The organism is Pseudarthrobacter kochi, from assembly GCF_055412805.1.
The window spans coordinates 1-18,122 of sequence record NZ_JBVAYV010000025.1 but is presented as its reverse complement, the minus strand read 5'-3'; the positions used below and the strand labels follow the sequence as shown (position 1 = coordinate 18,122).

Here is an 18,122-nt window from a genome sequence, read left to right as displayed (position 1 = left end):
ATGAGCAAAGCACGTTCCGCGGTAGCGATCTACGCCCGGATTTCCCAGGACCGAACGGGTGAAGAGTTGGGTGTGAAGCGGCAGTTGCTGGACTGCCGGGCTGAGGCCGAGCGGAGGGGCTGGCATGTGTCGGAGGAGTATGTCGACGATGACGTGTCTGCCTACTCGGGCAAGAAACGTCCCGCTTACGAGCGGATGCTGCTGGATTTGGCAGAGGGACGCCGAGACGGTGTGATCGTCTGGCACATGGACCGGCTGCACCGGCGGCCCATCGAGCTTGAGCGCTTCGTGGACACGTGCACCCGTGCAGGAGTGCGCGACGTCGTGACTCTTTCCGGTGACATCGATCTCGCGAAAGGAGACGGGCTGCTAATGGCTCGTTTGCTGTCGGCTGTCGCTGCCAACGAGTCCGACTCAAAGCGTCGCCGCGGCCAGCGCAAGTCTTTGGAAGTTGCACAAACCGGAACCCCTCACATGGGCGGCCCCCGAGCGTTCGGCTTCCAGAGCGACAAGACAACCCACGAGCCAGCCGAAGCGAATGTTATTCGTGACTTAGCCTCTCGGGCGCTCGCCGGTGAGACGCTCATTTCCATGGCGACTTGGCTGCAGGACAACGACATCCGCACTGTGGGCGGCAAGGAATGGCGCACCAATACCGTGCGCGCTTTCCTCACCAATCCTCGCTATTGGGGAATGCGCGTTCACCAGGGCCAGGTCATCGGCCCGGCAACGTGGGAACCAATCATCACCGCCGAGCAGGGCGAGCGTCTGCAACGGTTACTGCTGGACCCTGCCCGCCGCACAAACCGAAGTGCCCGCAGGTACCTTCTGACCGGGCTGCTAGTCTGCGGCAAGTGCGGGACCCGGCTGAACTCAGCGCCGCGCGGTGAAATACGGCGGTATGGCTGCCGCAAAGGACCCGACTCCCGAGGCTGCGGAGGCGTCTATATTTACGCTCAGATGTTGGAGGAGTTCATTGCCGAGGCCGTCCTTTACCGGCTGGACTCCCCCTTCATGCACGAGGCTCTCACGGACGGCGGCACTGACCAGGAGGAAGCCCGAACGTTGGGTGACGCCATCCAGGCCGACACGAACCGGATGGACGATCTGGCCACGATGTGGGCGGACGGAGAAATCTCCCGCACGGAATGGTCCAAGGCCCGGAACCGGATTCAGGAGCGTTTGGAGCGTAACCGCCGCACCTTCGCACGCCTGACGCACCGCGACGCCGTGGCTGACTACATAGGCCATGGAGAACAGCTACGAGACCAATGGGACGGTCTCAACCTGTCCCGTCAGGTGGCAATCGTCAAAGCCGTCCTGAACCATGTGACGATTCTTCCGGCCAGCACGCCAGGCCGTCACGGGCTGGACCCGGAGCGCGTCGTACCTGAGTGGCGGCAGTAGCGGCCGGGCGGTCCGTCACGTGCTCGGCGCTGACGCGCCGTGCGCGCGTGCGCGGCCCATCCCGGCACCCAGCAGCACGCCTATCTCACGCAGAGCCGCCAAATCCGTAATCTTCTCGGGCACACCTTGTGCCTGACAACTCGCCTGCACCCACGCGGCTATCAGCTCAGGCTCAACCATCACGCGCCCCACTGAGCCCACACCGCAGGAGGACCTGCCCAGTCCTCCACCGAGCCCGAAGACCATTCGGTGCCGGGACCTGCGCCCATGTAATCGCTCGCCTGTGCTATTACCTCCGCCGACGAGCTTCCATGCAGTGCCAGACCCTCCGGCATGAAACCCTGGGCGACGTCGTACCTGTGCAGCCCAAACACTCGGGAACCCGGATCTACGAATGTCTTGGACACGTACTTGGACAGGTACCCGGCGGCGTGCCGCGCCTCGGATAGCGCGTTAGATCCCACGCCCAGCCCGCCGAGCAGCTTGATATGGACGAACCCCCGCCCCCAGGCTTGAACTATCTGCTGGCGACGAATGAAGCGTCCGACAGCAAAGTGCACATGCAGGCCGTGGCCTGTCTTGTGCCACTCAGGAACCCACACGTAGGGAAACGGGTCACCACCCATAGTGGCCCTGAGGTCACGGAAGAAATCAGCGACGTGCAGGCGGAGTTGCTTCGGGTCATGGCAGCCGGCGCCGGCGTAGGTGAGCGTGCCCAGGCGATTTAGCCGGTTGGCTGCGCAATACCGCCGAAGCTTCGCGCGTGCACGACGACCGGCCTCAGCCGCTGCCCGCTCGGGATCAGCCGCAGACCCTTTCGCCACGTAAGTTCGGAGCGGCTTCTGGGAACTGACGAAGCATCCACCGCCCTCACCCGCTTCCGGATACAACGTGAACGACCATCCGGCCGCAGGCAAAATAGGCGGCTCTAACAAGTGCGAGACAGGAGCAGTAGGCATTGGGACCCCAGGAACGAAACCGACAAGGAATCGCTGAAGTCCCGCCAAATGCGAATTGAGAGGATCGAGCAAAGACAGGGGCTTCAGCATCCGGTCTCGCTCCGGATGGGCCCTCTCTGTCTGAACCATGAGCATTCACTGTTAAGGACGCGGGCCTACCACGCTGCTCAGCCTCTCAGGAAGGCCACCTGCATTGAATATATGTCCGGCCCTGAGTTGGTCCTGCCGGGTGCTACGAGCCCCATCCTTGCACATGAATTACATGCGTGTCACTACCCCACGGACGGCAATCTGGGAGGCGTAACCGACCTACGAGTTATGTTGCTATTTCAAGTCAAGGGTGCGGCGGGCGCTTCGCACCCGCCCGCACCGCTTCAACAGCGTCTCGTGCGATCACATACTCGGAGGATCAACCGAATACATGAACGTAGTTCTGTGATCGCGTGAGTTGCTTCTGTGATATTTGCCATCGCTGGCCATCGAAATATCCACAAAAAGGTTTTCGCCGACCATTGCCTCAGTAATTACCAGGTCGAAACTAACGTCTGTACCGTCCACGGCTGGTCCAGCTGGCCCACCAGGGATCGTCTCAACGTCCCACCGAAGCTCACGCCCCTGCGGGTCCCATCCCCTCATATCGAAGGTGACAACGTCCCCTACTTTCAGCCGTAACTCCGTCCGGTAAATCTGAATCTCACCCGGAGACATCTCGGGTTCATTCCCAAAGGAATCCCGAACCCACTCGATCACCGGATAATGCTTTGCATCCGGGGACCGCGTTGACAGGAACGTTGTTACAGAAGTCCTAATCGTTCCTGCGATGCCCTCAAGAAGTGCGCGTTCATGATGCAATAGCTCTCGACTGTGTGCCGGGGCGTTTCGGAAGTCCTCCACTTTGTCGGCCAGAACGGAAAACTCCTTCTTTTCGCCGAGAGCAGTCGAAAAGTCTTGCCAATTCTTGTCTATGATTTTTCTGAGTTGGTAGAAGTGAGTATACGAAAGCAGCGAAACGGGAACTTTTGCCGGGGCTCTGCGCTTCGACTCCTCCAGCTGGCGATGCTCCAGCGCCTGTAATTCCTCGGGCGTATAACACTTCTCCAACCACTGATGCCCGTGCTTCACGCTCATAACAGCGTCGAGAAGATGGCGAAGGTCATTCTCTATGACCGAGATCGCGGCGGTAGGTTCCATGCAGGTCAACATAGCAGCCATGCCTAAGTCGAAAGAGCAACCCGGTGTATTAGCGACTTGTCGGCTTGCCGGCCTGGGTTGCGCCGGAGACCAGAATGTTCAGCCCGCTGGCCACAGCCGCGCCGAGGAACCGGGCTGCCTGGGGCGTCAGCGTGCCAAGTTCCACAAGGTGTTCCAGGCGGCTGGCCTTCACCACGAACTTGCGGATGTTGATGGCCCAGTGGCGCCGCGTCACGTCTGGAATCACGACGTGCAGGCGGGATCCGTATGTTATCTAGCCCTAAGCCTGTTAGATGCCTGGAATTCAAGGTATTGGCTGTCAGCTACTGTCAGCCATTGGAACAGCGCCAGCAGAGAGTCGGGTTCGAATCTTGGACAGGCAAGCAGAGTTGCTTTTCCCTTCCCCACCGCCCAGACGTCGTTGCCAAATATTGGCTCTGGGGCCAGAGTCAAAACACTCGACCCGGACAGGGGCCGTGAAACAGGGAAACCCGCTCGGAACATACGCGGCTGGAACCGCCCGGCGGGGCACGAGGGTGCCCGGACCTCATATGCATCAGACGAACGCCGTTCTGGCAATTTCAACGCAGCTGCCACTTCCGCGGCATGAGGGGCCAGGTCGTCAAACTTTCGTTTGAGCTACCCCGAGTAGGACCGCGTCTTTCCACCCGAGAAGAATGTGTCCAGATGGCGACGTGCTTCTGGTGTCGCATAAACTGGCGGATAGGACGAGTTGGTACGTGTTGTCCACATAGTTGGTACTGCCGTTCCGGGGACCTGGTACCGGCCGGGGCGGCTGCTTGGCCAGCCCGGCCGGTATTCGTGGTCGCCGCGGGTCCGGTGGGGCTTATTCCCAGTAGCCGGTGGTTGCTTTGGCTTCCTGGTTGCGTAGCCGTCGCATGTCGATCTCGCCGAGGTTGAGTGTGCGGGACTGGTTGGCGAGCCGGTTCACGGTGGAGTCGGCGGCCACCTTGTCGGGCAGGGCTTCCACCCAGTAGGCGGGGCCGGATTGGCTGACGATGATAGTCGGCAGCCGGTGGTCGCGGTTGGCTAGGATCGAGAAGAGGTCGCTGGCGGCATTCGGGTCGATTCCCACGGTAAGGAAATCATCGATGATGAGCAGGTCAACGTCGCTGAGCTTGTTGAGCATGGTTTGGTGGCCGATTCCGTCCCCGCGTGCGATGACCAGGCGGCGTGCCAATTCATCCATCCGCGTGTAGTGAACGGTGTGCTCGTTGTGGCAGGCGGCGACGCCGACCGCGCAGGCCAGGTAGGTTTTGCCTCCTCCGGTTGGGGAGATGATCAGCAGGTTCGTCGGATCGGCTCTCCAGTCGTGGTTGGCGTAGCGTTTCATCCTTACCGGGGTGATGCCGCGCCCGGGCGGGTAGGCGATTTCAGCGACCGTGGCCTCCGGGAGCGGGAACCCTGCCTGCCTGATGAGTTTCTCAATCCTGCTGGAGCGGCGTAGTTCCAGGGCCTCGTCAACGGCGGTGAGGAACAGTTCCTCCGGGGTGGCATCGTCGTTCGCTTCGTCCTTGATGAGTTCTTCAAACCGGGTCGCGACGTGCGTGATGCGCAGGGCTCTGAATTTCTCGTGGTCAACACTGGTAAACACTTCCCGGATCACCGACGTTCCTGGTAGTAGTCGGCGCCGCGCACCATGACGCCGGGCAGGTCCACCGCCCCGGGAGTGCTCTTCTGGTTGGAGGCCGCCGCAACCAGCGGCCGGGTGCGTTGGTTGTCGCCGGTGATGGTCGCCATGATGCGTTTGAGCGTGGTGTAGGTCGGGTAGCCGCGCTGGTTGATGATTTCCTGGCAGGCTGCCTCCAGCCGCTGCTTGTTGCTCTTGCCCAGGGTCAGCAGGATGTTCTGGCAGTCCAGGTAGGCTTGCGCCTCAATGACGGAGCGGTCCAGGATCATCTCGATCACCGCCGTGGTCGCCGGCCCGAAGCTCCTGGCACGGTGCACGAACCACTGCCGTGACCACAGCCCGTCGATGTCCTGGTGCTGTTTCGGCGCGTGCTCTGCGCGAGTGGAGTATTGACCCTTCCGTCCGGCTTTGCGTGGATGCTCACACACGAGAGTCTCGCCATCGAAAATGGTGACCGTGACGGAGGTCAGGCGCACCCGCAGAATCTTACCGGCCAGCGTGTAGGGCACCGAGTAGTGCTGGGACTCGGCGGTGACGTGGTAGTTCCGGCCGACTTTCAGCTGCTTCCACGCCACCGTATCGAACCTCTCAGCCGGCAGCGGCTGCAGCAGCCCGGCTTCCTCCGCCAGGAACCGCTCATACCTGGTCGTGCCGTCGGCACGGCGCATCTGGTGGTTGATCTCCACCATCCGCTCTTCAATCGCGGCGTTCAACTCCGCGAAGGTGGTCCAAAGTTCTTCGGCAAGGTAGCCGATCACGCGCTTGTTGATGGTGTTCACCGCCGATTCCACCGCTGCCTTGTCGCGGGGCTTCCGGACCCTGGCCGGCACTACGGCAGTAGAATAGTGATCGGCGAGATCCTGATACCGGGCGTGGACAACTCTGGCACTGTCGCCCTTGACGGACCGGTGGGTGGCCGTGGAAGCGTTGTCCGGGACGATGATCTGGGTGGCACCGCCGGCGAATTCAAAGGCCTGCACATGTGCGCTGATCCAGGCCTCCTGCTTCATGTCGGCAAAGGCCCGGCAGAACACGAGCCCCGAAAAAGGCAGGACGGCAACAAACAGGTAAGCCTTACGGACTTCACCGGTGACCGAATCCGTCACCGGCAGAGTGTCCCCGGCCCAGTCCACCAGCAGTGCCCGGCCCGGCTCGTGGTGCAGCGTCGCGACGACATCATGGGTGGCCACGAACTCCGTGAACAGCTGGCAGTACCGCGAGTACCCGTACTTCCTGCCCTGCCCCGACGGTAGCCCCACATATATCCGCCACGCCTGCTGCAACGTGAAATGCTTGTTGCTCTTCATCGACTTCAACGCCTGCGCGAAGTCAGGCTGGTCAAAGGCTCCCGACACATTCCGGCGCCCATCAGGGAACAACTCCGCCCACTGGGCCTCACCCATTGAGGCAGCCTGCGCGGCCGTCAAGCCTCTGGCCGCCACGGTCTTCTTCACCACCGAAATATCCCGGCGTGAACACCCCACGATGCCCACGATCTCGTCGTAGCTGCGGCCCTCAAACACCAAAGCCATAATTGCCTTGTAGCTCGCCATCGATGCTTCCTCCATCAGGAATCAGCAACACCCAATGTGTCGCCGTTTCGCAGAGGAACACGCGAAAACGACCGCAGTACCAACTACAGGGAAAAGCAGTACCAACTACGTGGACTGCCCGTACCAACTCCGGCTATCCGCCAATAAACGGTGACCGTATCGAATAGGAGACGATAGCCAAGGTGTTTGGCGTCCGTACCGAGCATCTCTCATCAAGATATCGGAGCGTCAACTCCTTCCGCGCCGCTGCCATGGAACAGTCGGCCCAACTCGGACATTTGTTGCGCCCCGAAGCCTCCCAACTAGCGCTCACAGCACTCAGCCACCGGTGCTGGAGGGAGAAGCCCAACCCTGTTTTGCTTCAGTCATGCTCCGAAGACTTCATTGTCAGAAGAAGAAGAAGACTACCCCGCGAACCGTGAGGTAATCCTGTCCACGCCGTTCACCGATAGGCTCCTGCTATGACTAATGGGGGACCTCAGAATAACTTGTCGAACATCGACCAATGGGTATCGACTGTGCCAAAACAGCGGCACAGTCTCACAAGAGCGATGGCCCGCGCGGCCCACAGAACCGCAGACGACCTGACCAAGACCACGTTTTACGGGCTCGATTTAGGGGAAGAGGCAATCACGGATCTAACCCTCTTAGCTTTGCGGAAAGCCGTACCGAATCTCCGCGTTACGCCAACGACTAAAGCCAAGGAAGGACGTAGCGGCGTTGACTGGGAGTTCTGGGTCGAGGGCGATCGCCAATGGTTCTCGTTCATGGTCCAGGCTAAGAAGGCAAAGTCCGACAATGGCGTTAGCTATGATGTCGGATATTTGAGCGGCAAACAAAAAAGGTCGCAGATTGAAATGCTCCTTGCGACATCGGCTCAGCGGGGTATGCGTGCCGTTTACACCATGTACAACGAGCCAGGTTTGAGCCCGAACTACGTGCGTCAGGCTTGTCAGGCGAACCATCTCCCCGACGGCGTCGATGGCGTTACCGCGGTCTCCGCAACCACGATGTTCCGTAGTTACATTAGAAACGGCTTCCGGCACGTTCCAGTGGATCTCGCGGCGCGACACTCAATCCCTTGGTCTTGTCTGGCGGCATGCCCCTCGGCTACAACGTGTGCTGACCGACGTCCAGCGTTTCCCAGGGGTGCTAGACAATTAGGCTTCCTTGAGGGCACACGCGAAGACGACCCTGCAGTAATTGCAGCCAGAGCCGTGAGCGAAACTGAACGACGCCTAGATTCGATCCTCTTCCCACGGGCTGAAGATCTCCCCGTTTACATTGGTGTAAAAAGCGAGCCCCCGAACTATCTGCCGCGACTAGGTGAAGGGACTCAAGAACCTGTGGTCTATCCGGCCGACGATTTTCCGGCACCGCGCTATGTGGTGGCTCTGTGGCAGGTGCGGGACGACCGGCCTGCGGAACCAACGCCTCATGACTAACTTCTGGGGCCGAAATGTCGCTTGGGCTGGCGGGATTTGTCAATAGGCAACACTAGGGCCGCCGCAAGGATCATTGTCCGCCCCCGGCTTATCCCTGAAGCGAACAAAGTTGTCATGCAGGTGCTGGGACCGAAGGCTTGGCGATCGAGAAATGAGGCGGGCAGCGTTGGAGATTCTAGCGCTGTGGGCGGTCGGCCGCTCTCCGAGGGACTTGGCCAGGATCAGAATTATTTGTTGGTCGGCACGCGAAGGGAGACGGGAACCATGGCGGAATCCTCAGACGCATTCGGAGGTCGTTCCAGGGAAGAGTACGAGCAGCGGCTGATGGCAAAGCTGCAGCCCGCGGCTATCCGCTCGGCACTAGCGTTTGCCGGGCTCTATCAAATGACGCACGAGATGCTCAAGCAGGCCATTCTGGAGAGAGTCCGGGATTTTTACTGCATAGGCTTCGATCAGGCCGGGTTCAAATTCGACGAGAGGGGATATACGGAGGACGTCATCGACGCGGCGCGTGCTGAAGGTTGGATTAGTAACAACAAACAAAAGTTTGATGCGTCCGCGGCGTGGCTGGTCCGTGCGGATGCCATCACGGCGGTGCAGGCCAAACGCCTTCAAGGCATTTACAACCATCGCCATGAACTAACCCATAATCTGGCGAGCTTTATCATTGACCCCGATCGAAGCCTCGACCCGCAGATGTTTGTAGACGCAGTGACGATCCTTCATGACGTCCATCGCTTCTGGGTAAGCGTTGAGAGGGATATCGGGATGTTCGAGCACTTGGGCGATGTCGCGCTGGAGGACATCACCCCGGCTGCCCTAGTGCTACTCCAGCAGTGCATCAACGCCTACGTCGAGGACTTACAGACCCAGGAGGCATAACATTCATCCATCAATTTCGCGGTCAATGACTTTCCTAGAAGCATCCAGAACGCTGTTGTTCCAGCGTCGGCCTATTGGGTCGGTCGGACTCCGAGCCGTTCCTTGAAAATTGGGGAACCGGCACAGCGCAGGGCCCCTTTCTTTCTGCTAGGTTTCATCCCTCGTGCACGACGCATTCCGCGCGGCTTAGAAATCCCATCGCCGGGTGTCTGCGTAGTTCGTCGATGCCATCCGCGGAGCCCAGCACTAGTAGTCCTACGGGCAGGCCTCGGCGCACGAGGTGTTGGAAGGCTGCGACCAGTACGGGTACTCCCGGAGTAAGCGGCGCGACGACGTCACGGAGGATGAGGAATCCGGTTTCCTGGAGCGGGCCGCGGGTGCCTCCGATCTGGTCTGCGGTGAGTTCGTACAGAGGCCAGCAGGCGGCGGTGACTGCATGACGTGCGATCTCTATGACCTCGGTGATGGCAGTCGAGTCCCGACACGGTGCCAAAGTCAGCAAGGCGGGTGCCCCGGGGCCATCTGCAAGCGACTCCGTCAGTTCCTCGCCCCATTCGGCTAAGTTCATGCTCATCACCCTAGTTGAGTCGACCCGGGCAGCAGCGGGCATAATCTCCAGACAACAAGAGACCAAGAAGCCACGCCGGACTGGCAGCCGAGCTGTGATCTGAGGGACCATCTTTCGCAGTCGACACGCGCAATCCTCGCTGTGCGAAGTAGCCGCAGGCCAGATCGTCCGGTTCGGAGATATCGGGGGAGAGAGCCATAGCAGGCATTGGCCCACAGGTGTGGCGACTGAGGGCTTCGGCGAAAGTTGGCGTTGCGGGCTGCGTAGCAATTGAGCTTTGTGGTGCAGCCGTCGGCGTTCATATGGCGGTTCGCTGGTTGTGGTCTCGGTTCCCGATGTCGGCGATTGTGCGTGGATCGGCCGCAGGTCATCTGTCGTATCGCCGGTGAGGTTGTTTACATCGCGATCATAGTCCGCGTCGACCGTGGCCCGGATGCGAACGATGTCGTCCCTGGTCAGGATAGTTTTTTCTTGGTTGCGCCTTCCTCGCTTTAGGCGAATCCGCCTTGTTCGAGCGCGCGCAAGGCGTCCAGGACAGGGCCGGTGCCATCGAGGGCGAGAACGTCCACGGGCCGTGCCCCTCCAAGGAATGGTTCGGACCCCTGAAGCCACAGTAGGGCAGCCTCCGGTGTCATCAGCTCGAGAATCCGGTTCACCAGCGGATGGTCATCCCGGCCGAGGACAGTATTCACGATGACTTCGAGGTCATCCATGGCGGTCATAGCAACCAGCCTAGGCCCTGATTGCCGCTTCAATACGTGGGCTCTGCCAGCGGGACGCAGGCCAGGTAATTCCTCACGCCTCCGGGCATTAGCGGGCATCGCGAATGCCCGGAGGGCGACGGGCCCTCCACCGAAGCGGGAAGCCGGGGCAGGAACAACCAGAACGCGGCGGGAGGATCACCGGGGCTTCATTGCGGCTAACCCTGTCACAGGACGGTCTGTGCCTTCGGCAAGCTCGCTCATTTTTGCCAACACGGGATCTTTCGTGTGTAGCTTGCAACTGGGCATGAGCCAGGAATCGTCCTTCACCCAGCGAAGAGCCCCCGGCGCCTACTCCGACTTTGGAGTGACGGGAATTGGGATTTCCAGGAAATGCGCCCGATCATCGGACGTGTTTCCCATCCGGAGATCTGTGGTTGGGTCTAAGTCGTCCGGGATGTAACTCAAAAACAGCGTCAGGTCCCGAACGGACACCACTTGGTTCAGATCGAGTAGAACTGAGACTGCCATAGAAATGCCTTTCGTTTTCTGGGCTGTGATCCGTCTCGCATGTAGCACTAGTGCGACAGACAAACATGTTTCATTCTAGTGCCATGGGATGTGCCTACTCGACCTTCACAGACCCCACCTGCCCGGCTAGAAGCTTGGCAGGACCGCCGCAAGCAGGTTGGAGCGCGAATCCGCGAGATTCGCATAGCACAGGATCTCAGCCAGGAAGCGTTGGGTCTGGAAGCCGGGTTGCACAGGAGCATGATCATCGGGATTGAATGGGGACGAAAGAGTGTCGCCTACGAACGTCTCTGGGACATTGCTGACGTTCTGGGAGTAGACATCCTTGACCTGTTCACGAAGCCTTCCAACGCGCCGGCGGTTGAATCTCACCGCCGCGGGAGTGCAAGAAGCAGCACGAGAGCTAGGCTGTCCGCTGGTCCTCTTCCGAAGTAACGTGCCGTCACCTACTTCCCGGTTCCCGACGCATGGGGAATTGATCGCTTGACCGCGGCATTCAGTGATCGCTTGGTGTCGCGCACGTGCCCATATGGGGATCGGAATACGGGCGTATGGCCGACTCCGTTACATCGAGTCAATGCTATAAAGAGGATGAGCTGAGCGTAGGGTCACCTGTGGGCTCAGGCCTGCGTACGCAACCGCTACTTGGTCTCGGACGCAGGCGGAACCGTGCGATCGTCGTCCACTTTCCAGATACCGACGCCCACGCTCTTCATCGCCTCTGGGAGCCTTGCGATGATATCGGCCATTGCGGACGAGAGTGCATCGTGACCAGCCCGTGACTCCGCCACTAGGTCGTCAACCGTTGGGGGAACATGACCGGGTGAAGATCCCAAGCTAAGCGACATCGTTCCGCGGCCTTCATCCATCCAAGGGTTTTTAGTCAAAGCACCACCTTCGATGCTCTGGGGTCGCCAACGGTGATAGCCAATATCTCGACGTGAAGTGAGTGCCGCCCAGGCAGGACTTTTAACGAGATGGACCAGCGGATCAACGAGTGACTTCACAGGCAGCGCCGCGGTGGCTGACGCGGCTCGCAACAGCGCCTTCACAGTACCGTCGTTCAGAGAAAGGTTAGAGTACCTTCCTATATCAAACGGCTCGGGCGGCCCCTCCCACTTGAACGCCTTATCCAGATGAGTCGACAAGCTGTGTGCTCGTACAACTCGTGCCACTACGTTGGCGACCGCGTGACCGGTGCTAATCGACCAGAGCCCAGAGGATTCAGCCAAGGCGCGGCCGGCTATACCCCGCCTATTCTCTTGGCCGTGCTCAGACTCGATGTCGTGCCAGACTTCCGCGTCCCGGACGGCGGTGAGCGCTAGCCCAAGTTGTTCCCCGGCTGCCGCAGCGCGTCCGAGTAACTCCGCCATGTACCCGAGGGGCATTCCCGCCAGAATGCCGTGAACCTCGGCGAGCTGAGCCACGGCGGCCAAGTTCTGCCATTTCAGGGACACTTGGAACAGACCGCTATCAGCTTCGTCGATCGGCTTCCCGCCATCCGGGAAGAAGCTACCGAGCACCGCGCCGACCGCTACAGACTCATGTGAGGTGTTTTCCATAGGAACACTCTCGCGCATCTAGAGCGCCATACTGGGTCGCTCTGGTCCATACCGGCGCTTGGTGCCAACCAACTCACCCCCAACTGGGTCCAAAATGTCCGCTCTGGCGTCGTTTTCTCAGGCCCTAATGCCGCCCTTGATGCCCGCTAGCCGATCGTTCTCCGGAACGTTCTGAGGAGCTGAGTCCAACTACGAGGGCAGTTCCTGGCAGCTAGACGCGACTGCAGATGCGCCTTCCCAGCCGGAAGCCTGGGCTAGAGTCGAGAGCATGAGCGGCAAGAGTGCGAAGCTTCAACGCAGGCAGAATAGGGCATTGGCTGTCACCGACTGGTCGAACCTGGACGTCCGTATGTTTCGGGACGATGTTGACTGGCTCGCATCGCTCGGGGAGGCAAGCCAGATCGATAAGCGCTGGCAGGGCATCATTGGCCTGGCACTCACGCCGCATATGGCGCGCGTTGTCCATGAGGGCATGGCTCTGCTGCAAACGCGCCGGCCGGCTCATGTCAGAGCGATCAAGCTGGAATTCGCGGCCGAAATCGAAGCTTCTAGGCACTCGGTAAAGCTGCTTGATGACACGAAAAAGCTATACGACGGAGTTGTTCAGGACTTCGAACGAATCGACGAACAACACTCCCAGGCATGGGCGTTCGTCCCTGACTATGCACTCGGCGTCCGCGACGGGCGCATTTTCACGACCAGCCGTGCGGCTGAGTTTCAACGGTCGGGCAGGTTTAGTGAGCGGACCACAGGCCCGAACGGTTATTCCAACAGGTTCGGCTTCGACATCGGGAAGGCAGCAGCATCGATTCTCCGGCAATTCGGCTACGCACCGAATTTTTTGGCATTGCCTGTCCAACAATGGGGCACTGCGCCAACCATCAACACACTCGACCGATCGGACTACTACGAGACGCGTTTCGATCCTAGCTTCCCGCCAGCGCTTAGCGACATTTTGTGCCTGATCGAGGGATCCATCAATAGCGGTTTGCACATCTTCAAGCGCATCGAGGGGCCTTTCGCGAGTCCGGTTTTCCGGGTCTTGTTTGTCACGGTCTCCCATGCCCTCAGTGCACTGGACGAAGTGCGCGCCAGATACCCAGACATCACCGAAACACCGGGGATGTCTGGGGTCAGTGACGTCATAGACTTACCTGAGGCCGTCCGTATCCGTACGTTGCGGAAGTTGCGCAACCGGTGCATGCATTACGTCATACCCGCGAACCTGGCCGAGCTAGATGAACGCCTGCCCATGTATGGTCTTGTCGAGGCGACGTCACCCGGGCTCAGCTATGAAACCGTCAATGCAGATGTATTGCTTGTACTGGCTTCCCTGTCCGATGCCTTGCACAACTGGAGGCAAGACTAGCGGGTTCCGTTCACTCGAGATACGGGGGTGGGTGCACCGGGTCTAAGCCGAACGCTCCGTAACCGGTCGGGCGCCTCGCCGACATAGCGTGCTCTTCCAGTTGGAGTTCCTCTCACTCGGAAATCTCGTCTGCTAGGGTAAATCATCGCGCTCATGTCGCCCAGAATCCTCCAATTTTTCATACGGGGCAGCCTCTGTGGCGTGCAGGACCCACGAAAATGACCCCTATCGACTCGCCGCTGACTCCGTGCCAATCCCCATGGTTTCGCGCAGCACTCGAACGGCTGCGCGTCGGGCGGGAATCTGATGCGAGCGTCGTTACCCCCAGCCACTGACCCGCTGGGGGTAACGACGCTCGCATCTGTCCAAACAGGGTTCTCCCAGAACAAGTCCCCCTCACCCCGGGCTACGATCTTCCTGAGGGCGATGTCCGGGTCGATGTGTCCGGAGCAAATCGTCGACATGTTGCCGATCTTTCCGTCTGCTGTACATTCGCTGCTGCTCCTGGCGGGCGGGCGTGGGCAGCTTGCCGAACTCCGGTCGGCGGGACCAATGGCACTCAGCGACGAGCACGGCTAACCAAGTCATGCATCCGAACCGCAAGCGTGGAGACACAAGCTATTTGACAGGATCGCGAGTGAGACGCTCTCTAATTTGCGTCGGGAGAAGGCCGCCCTCCCATAGGATCCCAGCGATCTCATTTCGTTGGGCATCGTCATCTTGATCAGTCGCGAACGTCCTGATTTTTGCCCAAGCTTTCTTGGTTTCGATTGCGATCTCTCTGATGATTTCTGGAACCACTAGATAAACGTTCCTGTTAGCGCCCGCGACGGCTTCGGGCCGCACCACGCCTTTCGGACTGATGATGACACTGATGCTCTGTTCTGGATATTGCTCCAGTCCCTCGTCGTCGGCCAGCATGTCCAACTGAGTGTTGGTCTGACGGACATAGGTCGGATTGATGGTGCCACCATCGAGCTGCTCGCTCTTCGCTTCCATCGCCATCCACAGCTCCGGCAACAGCCAAACGCTGTCCGCTCGTGCATCACCTTCCGGCTTGAAAGCCCGCGCACCCAAAAACATCCCGAGGGCAGTGAGTCCGCGCTCGTAAATCTTCGAGTTTGTCTGCCCAACATCGGCCAGCATCTGTGTCAGCTCACTCTGCAACTTCGTTGGACGGATCCCCGAGGCCGCCTTCCCATGAATAGCAGCCACAGCCTGTTTGTCCCATTCCTCCAACGTCGGAGTGGAAGACTTGACACGCTGGATTTCCTTGAGCCAAGTAGTGCCGAACGACGAGTTGTGCGCGAGCCCCAAATACTCCTGGGATTTTTTGCTTGTTGGCGCGCCGTCTTCGGCCGCCAAGGCCAACCAAGAGTGAGCCAAATAGGCCCAGAGAGATCGATATGGCGTCAGCTGATTCCCATTCAATTGTGCGTGAACCTCCATGGCGAGCTGTCCGGCAGCCGCCCACTGCTCGGTCCATGCCTCGCGCCAAGCCCGAACTTCCTTCGCCGCTGAAGCAGCAAGTTCAGCGGACTCGGCATAGGGTTTCACTTCGGAATCTTCGCGCCACTCAATAATTTGAGGTTCCGCCTGAGCTGTCCACTTCTTATCCTGCTTCAAAGCACTACGCGTGAGTGCCACCAATTGCGGTTCGGTGACATGTTCGCTCGTGTTTAGGCCAAATTGAATTTCGGCTTGCATCTCCCTCGGCATAGATTCGATGTTCTCATCGCGTGACAGGAACCGGACCAAAGACTCGTCCTGTACAACGACAACTGAATAGTCTTGTGGACCTCGTGTGCATCGACCTAGGCCCTGAACCACGCGGGTCCGTAGCCGCTCCTGAAGGACACTTCTAGCTCGAAGCTTCGATTCGAAGAATCTGTCCTGAAGATGGCTGGCGCCAGGCAGTCCGTGAATCAGCATCATCCGGCAGATTTCGTCGGCAAGATCCATGCCGTCATATCTGTTTGCGGCTAGGAGGGTCCCCACTTTAGCCTCGGAAAAGTCATTGAACTGACGGTTGCTGACGCGGTAAATCTCATCTTCAGGGACATGCAGAACCGTTGCGATTTGCTCGGTGGTCTTGCCGTTTTGGCTCAAGACAAGACGTTTGTCGGCCAGATTGAACAGCTGCTCAGTAAGGCTCAGGCCGTCCGCAGGACCAACGCCTGGTAGCTGCGCGGCTTCAGCCAGACTGGGGAAAACGAAAAAACGCCGACCACTTCCTGTCTTTTCCCAGGCCGCTGGAACTCCGATCTTGGCAATTACGGATCGCCCGAAAGCGCGCTCCAGTTCACCACCTGCCCCAATCGTTGCCGATAGGTAGATCCGCTGTGAAGGGTTGGTGAAGGCTCCATGTTCGAACGTGGGCGGGATCATCGGACGGATGTACCACCGCGACTTGTCAACGTAGAACAGGCAAGAGGAGAGATGAGGTAAGACGCGCTGGACCGACCACTTCAGGTCCTTCGCTTCGACGATGGCGTCCTTCAGGACTTGGGCTAGTGCCGTTTTGTTTTTCGCGACGACTGCCAAGGGCAGCATCCTCACCTCAGGTTCGGATGCCTCGCTGGCGTCGCCGTCTGATATGCGCGCTATCAACAGGGGATCCAGGTCTTCCGCCAGAGTGTCGAATACCTGCTGGTAGGCAGAGAGCTTCTTCGGAATCTGAAGGGCCCAAGACTCTGCAACATAACCCTCGGCTGCATGTGCATCATCGAAGACGATAGATTGCGCGTCGGACAGTTTGGAGTATGCGCTGAAGATCTGGCTGTATGTTGTCACAGCTGTCGCTTGGCCGCGGGTGTAAGCATTTAGGTCAACTTCGTCCCACTGACTGCTCATACCCATCAGCAGGACTGTCTCTAGGCCTTGCGCCTGGGCCGAGGCATGAACTTGTTCGGCCAATTGCTGTGTTGGGCACGCGAACACGGCCCGATGCGATAATGATCGGCGCCGCCACTCTGAAATGAGCAGACCCATAAGGGTCTTTCCAGAACCTGTGGGCAGTTCCAATGCAACATCCGGACTGTTTCTGTGCTCTTCGAAGTAGGTGCGCAGTTGGTCTGCCTGATGTGCCCAAAGCGCCGGTACACGGGTCGGGGTTTTGGGCAGAGAACCGAAAAGCTCCTCCGGATTAGCGGGCGCACGAAGGGGCCGCTTCCTCGTTGGAAATGAAACTTCTTCGTATCCCGTATTGGTCATATCTATACCCCCACCTTATGAATGATTGTCCGGCTGACTATACCGTTGGGCGCGACTGGGAGCCGGGGCGAAATAATCTCTGACATCGGAGCCCCAGGTTTTAGCCACGACAATTTGACTTCGTCGTCCCGTCGTACTTCCACGATGGCATTGAAGTGCCATGCCGGCGCGCGGAAACTGTGCCGGTCAATCGGGTACGTCCAGACTCGACATCAGTTGTAGCAAATGCCTCAAGTGGGAACTCGGCGGCGTCTCGCGTCATCGGGACTTAGCGTGCGTGGGCTCCGACCACGTTGACACCCAGGCGAAGACCAGTTGGCGGGTGTTGCAGGTGAGCAACCTCCAAGCAAGAGGATTGCAAACGAAATCTGCCACGGAAAATCTGAAAAGCCTGTGCCCGAACAGGCCGACAAAATAACATGGCTTCCGCGCCGTGGAGCCCTGCCGTTTCTGCGAGGACCCTTCCCTCACTAGGTGACTTGCTCAAAATCCTGTGGGAGGCTTCGGCGAGACGCCCGGCCTGGTGCGTCGTTGACACATCAGACGGGCGAGGTAGTCTTCATCTGAGTCGCCACACCTTTCAAACGCTTCTCGGTTTCGCCGAGTTTGAAAGGACACACTTGTTTCAGTTACAGCCAACCCGGAATCAAACCCATGTCGGTTCGCTTCCCTCAAGAAACCGTCCGGGCTTCCACTCGACCCGTTCCCCAGCGCCGGACCTACCGAAGGCCCGCCCAGAGGCCGAGGACTCTCGCAGTGCTCTGACATACACCCGAGTTGGGTCCCTGTCTGTCCTCACTTTGCTGGGCGTGCACCTGTGATCGCGAAGCCCAAGTACACACTTAGCCGGGCCCTCCTCGGTGACGGGGTAACAGAACGTTTCGTTATCGTTGACGAGAACGACGCTTTACATGTGGCATCGTCTTGGCTCCAATTCCTAGCCGAGACCGGCCGGTCACCGAACACAATCAGGCACTATGTGAGGTGTGTCAAGGATGTGAGACAGTCGGGTGGTTTCTTGTCAGTTAGGCAGCCACGGTTTGCGGCTGGTTTTTTGTCTTGAAATTGGCCATCGCGGTGGCCGGCGGCA

13 protein-coding genes and 1 pseudogene are annotated in these 18,122 nt (G+C 59.3%); 5 read left to right on the top strand and 9 right to left on the bottom strand.

Going from position 1 to position 18,122, the window contains the following annotated elements; all coding sequences use genetic code 11:
* On the top strand, positions 1-1,407 hold the full coding sequence (locus tag ACZY0Y_RS12865) for a recombinase family protein (protein WP_463958349.1): 1,407 nt from the start codon (positions 1-3) through the stop codon (positions 1,405-1,407).
* Positions 1,408-1,586: 179 nt separating this feature from the next.
* On the opposite strand, the gene ACZY0Y_RS12860 is transcribed toward ACZY0Y_RS12865, so the two are convergent.
* From ACZY0Y_RS12860 to istA, 5 genes and pseudogenes are all read right to left on the bottom strand, one after another.
* Positions 1,587-2,456 (bottom strand): rolling circle replication-associated protein, encoded by an 870-nt coding sequence (locus ACZY0Y_RS12860; protein WP_463958347.1) that lies wholly within the window; start codon positions 2,454-2,456, stop codon positions 1,587-1,589.
* Positions 2,457-2,759: 303 nt separating this feature from the next.
* Positions 2,760-3,557, bottom strand: coding sequence for a Swt1 family HEPN domain-containing protein (locus ACZY0Y_RS12855; protein WP_463958345.1), 798 nt, complete (start codon positions 3,555-3,557; stop codon positions 2,760-2,762).
* A gap of 58 nt (positions 3,558-3,615) precedes the next feature.
* Positions 3,616-3,822 (bottom strand): annotated as a pseudogene (locus tag ACZY0Y_RS12850) (CpaF family protein); the annotation flags it as partial.
* Positions 3,823-4,404: 582 nt separating this feature from the next.
* The gene (locus ACZY0Y_RS12845; RefSeq protein ID WP_463958343.1) at positions 4,405-5,172 is read right to left on the bottom strand and encodes an ATP-binding protein; all 768 of its coding nucleotides are present in this window, start codon (positions 5,170-5,172) and stop codon (positions 4,405-4,407) included.
* A gap of 8 nt (positions 5,173-5,180) precedes the next feature.
* Complete coding sequence (gene istA / locus ACZY0Y_RS12840; RefSeq protein WP_463958342.1) at positions 5,181-6,761, bottom strand: IS21 family transposase; 1,581 nt, start codon at positions 6,759-6,761, stop codon at positions 5,181-5,183.
* Between the two features lie 488 nt (positions 6,762-7,249).
* Here istA and ACZY0Y_RS12835 point away from each other — a divergent pair, with 488 nt between their 5' ends.
* Together ACZY0Y_RS12835 and ACZY0Y_RS12830 are read left to right on the top strand one after the other, a co-directional pair.
* Positions 7,250-8,206 (top strand): DUF6615 family protein, encoded by a 957-nt coding sequence (locus tag ACZY0Y_RS12835; protein ID WP_463958340.1) that lies wholly within the window; start codon positions 7,250-7,252, stop codon positions 8,204-8,206.
* Positions 8,207-8,470: 264 nt separating this feature from the next.
* Complete coding sequence (locus tag ACZY0Y_RS12830; protein ID WP_463958338.1) at positions 8,471-9,088, top strand: hypothetical protein; 618 nt, start codon at positions 8,471-8,473, stop codon at positions 9,086-9,088.
* 154 nt (positions 9,089-9,242) lie between these two features.
* On the opposite strand, the gene ACZY0Y_RS12825 is transcribed toward ACZY0Y_RS12830, so the two are convergent.
* Both ACZY0Y_RS12825 and ACZY0Y_RS12820 read right to left on the bottom strand, forming a co-directional pair.
* Complete coding sequence (locus ACZY0Y_RS12825) at positions 9,243-9,656, bottom strand: hypothetical protein (protein ID WP_463958336.1); 414 nt, start codon at positions 9,654-9,656, stop codon at positions 9,243-9,245.
* A gap of 491 nt (positions 9,657-10,147) precedes the next feature.
* Positions 10,148-10,378 carry a hypothetical protein gene (locus ACZY0Y_RS12820; RefSeq protein WP_463958334.1) on the bottom strand — a complete coding sequence of 77 codons (231 nt, stop codon included), beginning with the start codon at positions 10,376-10,378 and terminating at the stop codon, positions 10,148-10,150.
* A gap of 588 nt (positions 10,379-10,966) precedes the next feature.
* Here ACZY0Y_RS12820 and ACZY0Y_RS12815 point away from each other — a divergent pair.
* Positions 10,967-11,323: a helix-turn-helix domain-containing protein gene (locus ACZY0Y_RS12815; RefSeq protein ID WP_463958332.1), complete on the top strand. Its 357-nt coding sequence runs from the start codon at positions 10,967-10,969 to the stop codon at positions 11,321-11,323.
* Positions 11,324-11,529: 206 nt separating this feature from the next.
* On the opposite strand, the gene ACZY0Y_RS12810 is transcribed toward ACZY0Y_RS12815, so the two are convergent.
* Positions 11,530-12,450, bottom strand: coding sequence for a hypothetical protein (locus ACZY0Y_RS12810; protein ID WP_463958331.1), 921 nt, complete (start codon positions 12,448-12,450; stop codon positions 11,530-11,532).
* Between the two features lie 268 nt (positions 12,451-12,718).
* Between ACZY0Y_RS12810 and ACZY0Y_RS12805 the strand changes: the two genes are divergently transcribed.
* The gene (locus tag ACZY0Y_RS12805; RefSeq protein WP_463958329.1) at positions 12,719-13,819 is read left to right on the top strand and encodes a hypothetical protein; all 1,101 of its coding nucleotides are present in this window, start codon (positions 12,719-12,721) and stop codon (positions 13,817-13,819) included.
* A gap of 618 nt (positions 13,820-14,437) precedes the next feature.
* On the opposite strand, the gene ACZY0Y_RS12800 is transcribed toward ACZY0Y_RS12805, so the two are convergent.
* Positions 14,438-17,032: a DEAD/DEAH box helicase gene (locus ACZY0Y_RS12800; RefSeq protein ID WP_463958327.1), complete on the bottom strand. Its 2,595-nt coding sequence runs from the start codon at positions 17,030-17,032 to the stop codon at positions 14,438-14,440.
* Positions 17,033-18,122 lie beyond the last annotated feature (1,090 nt).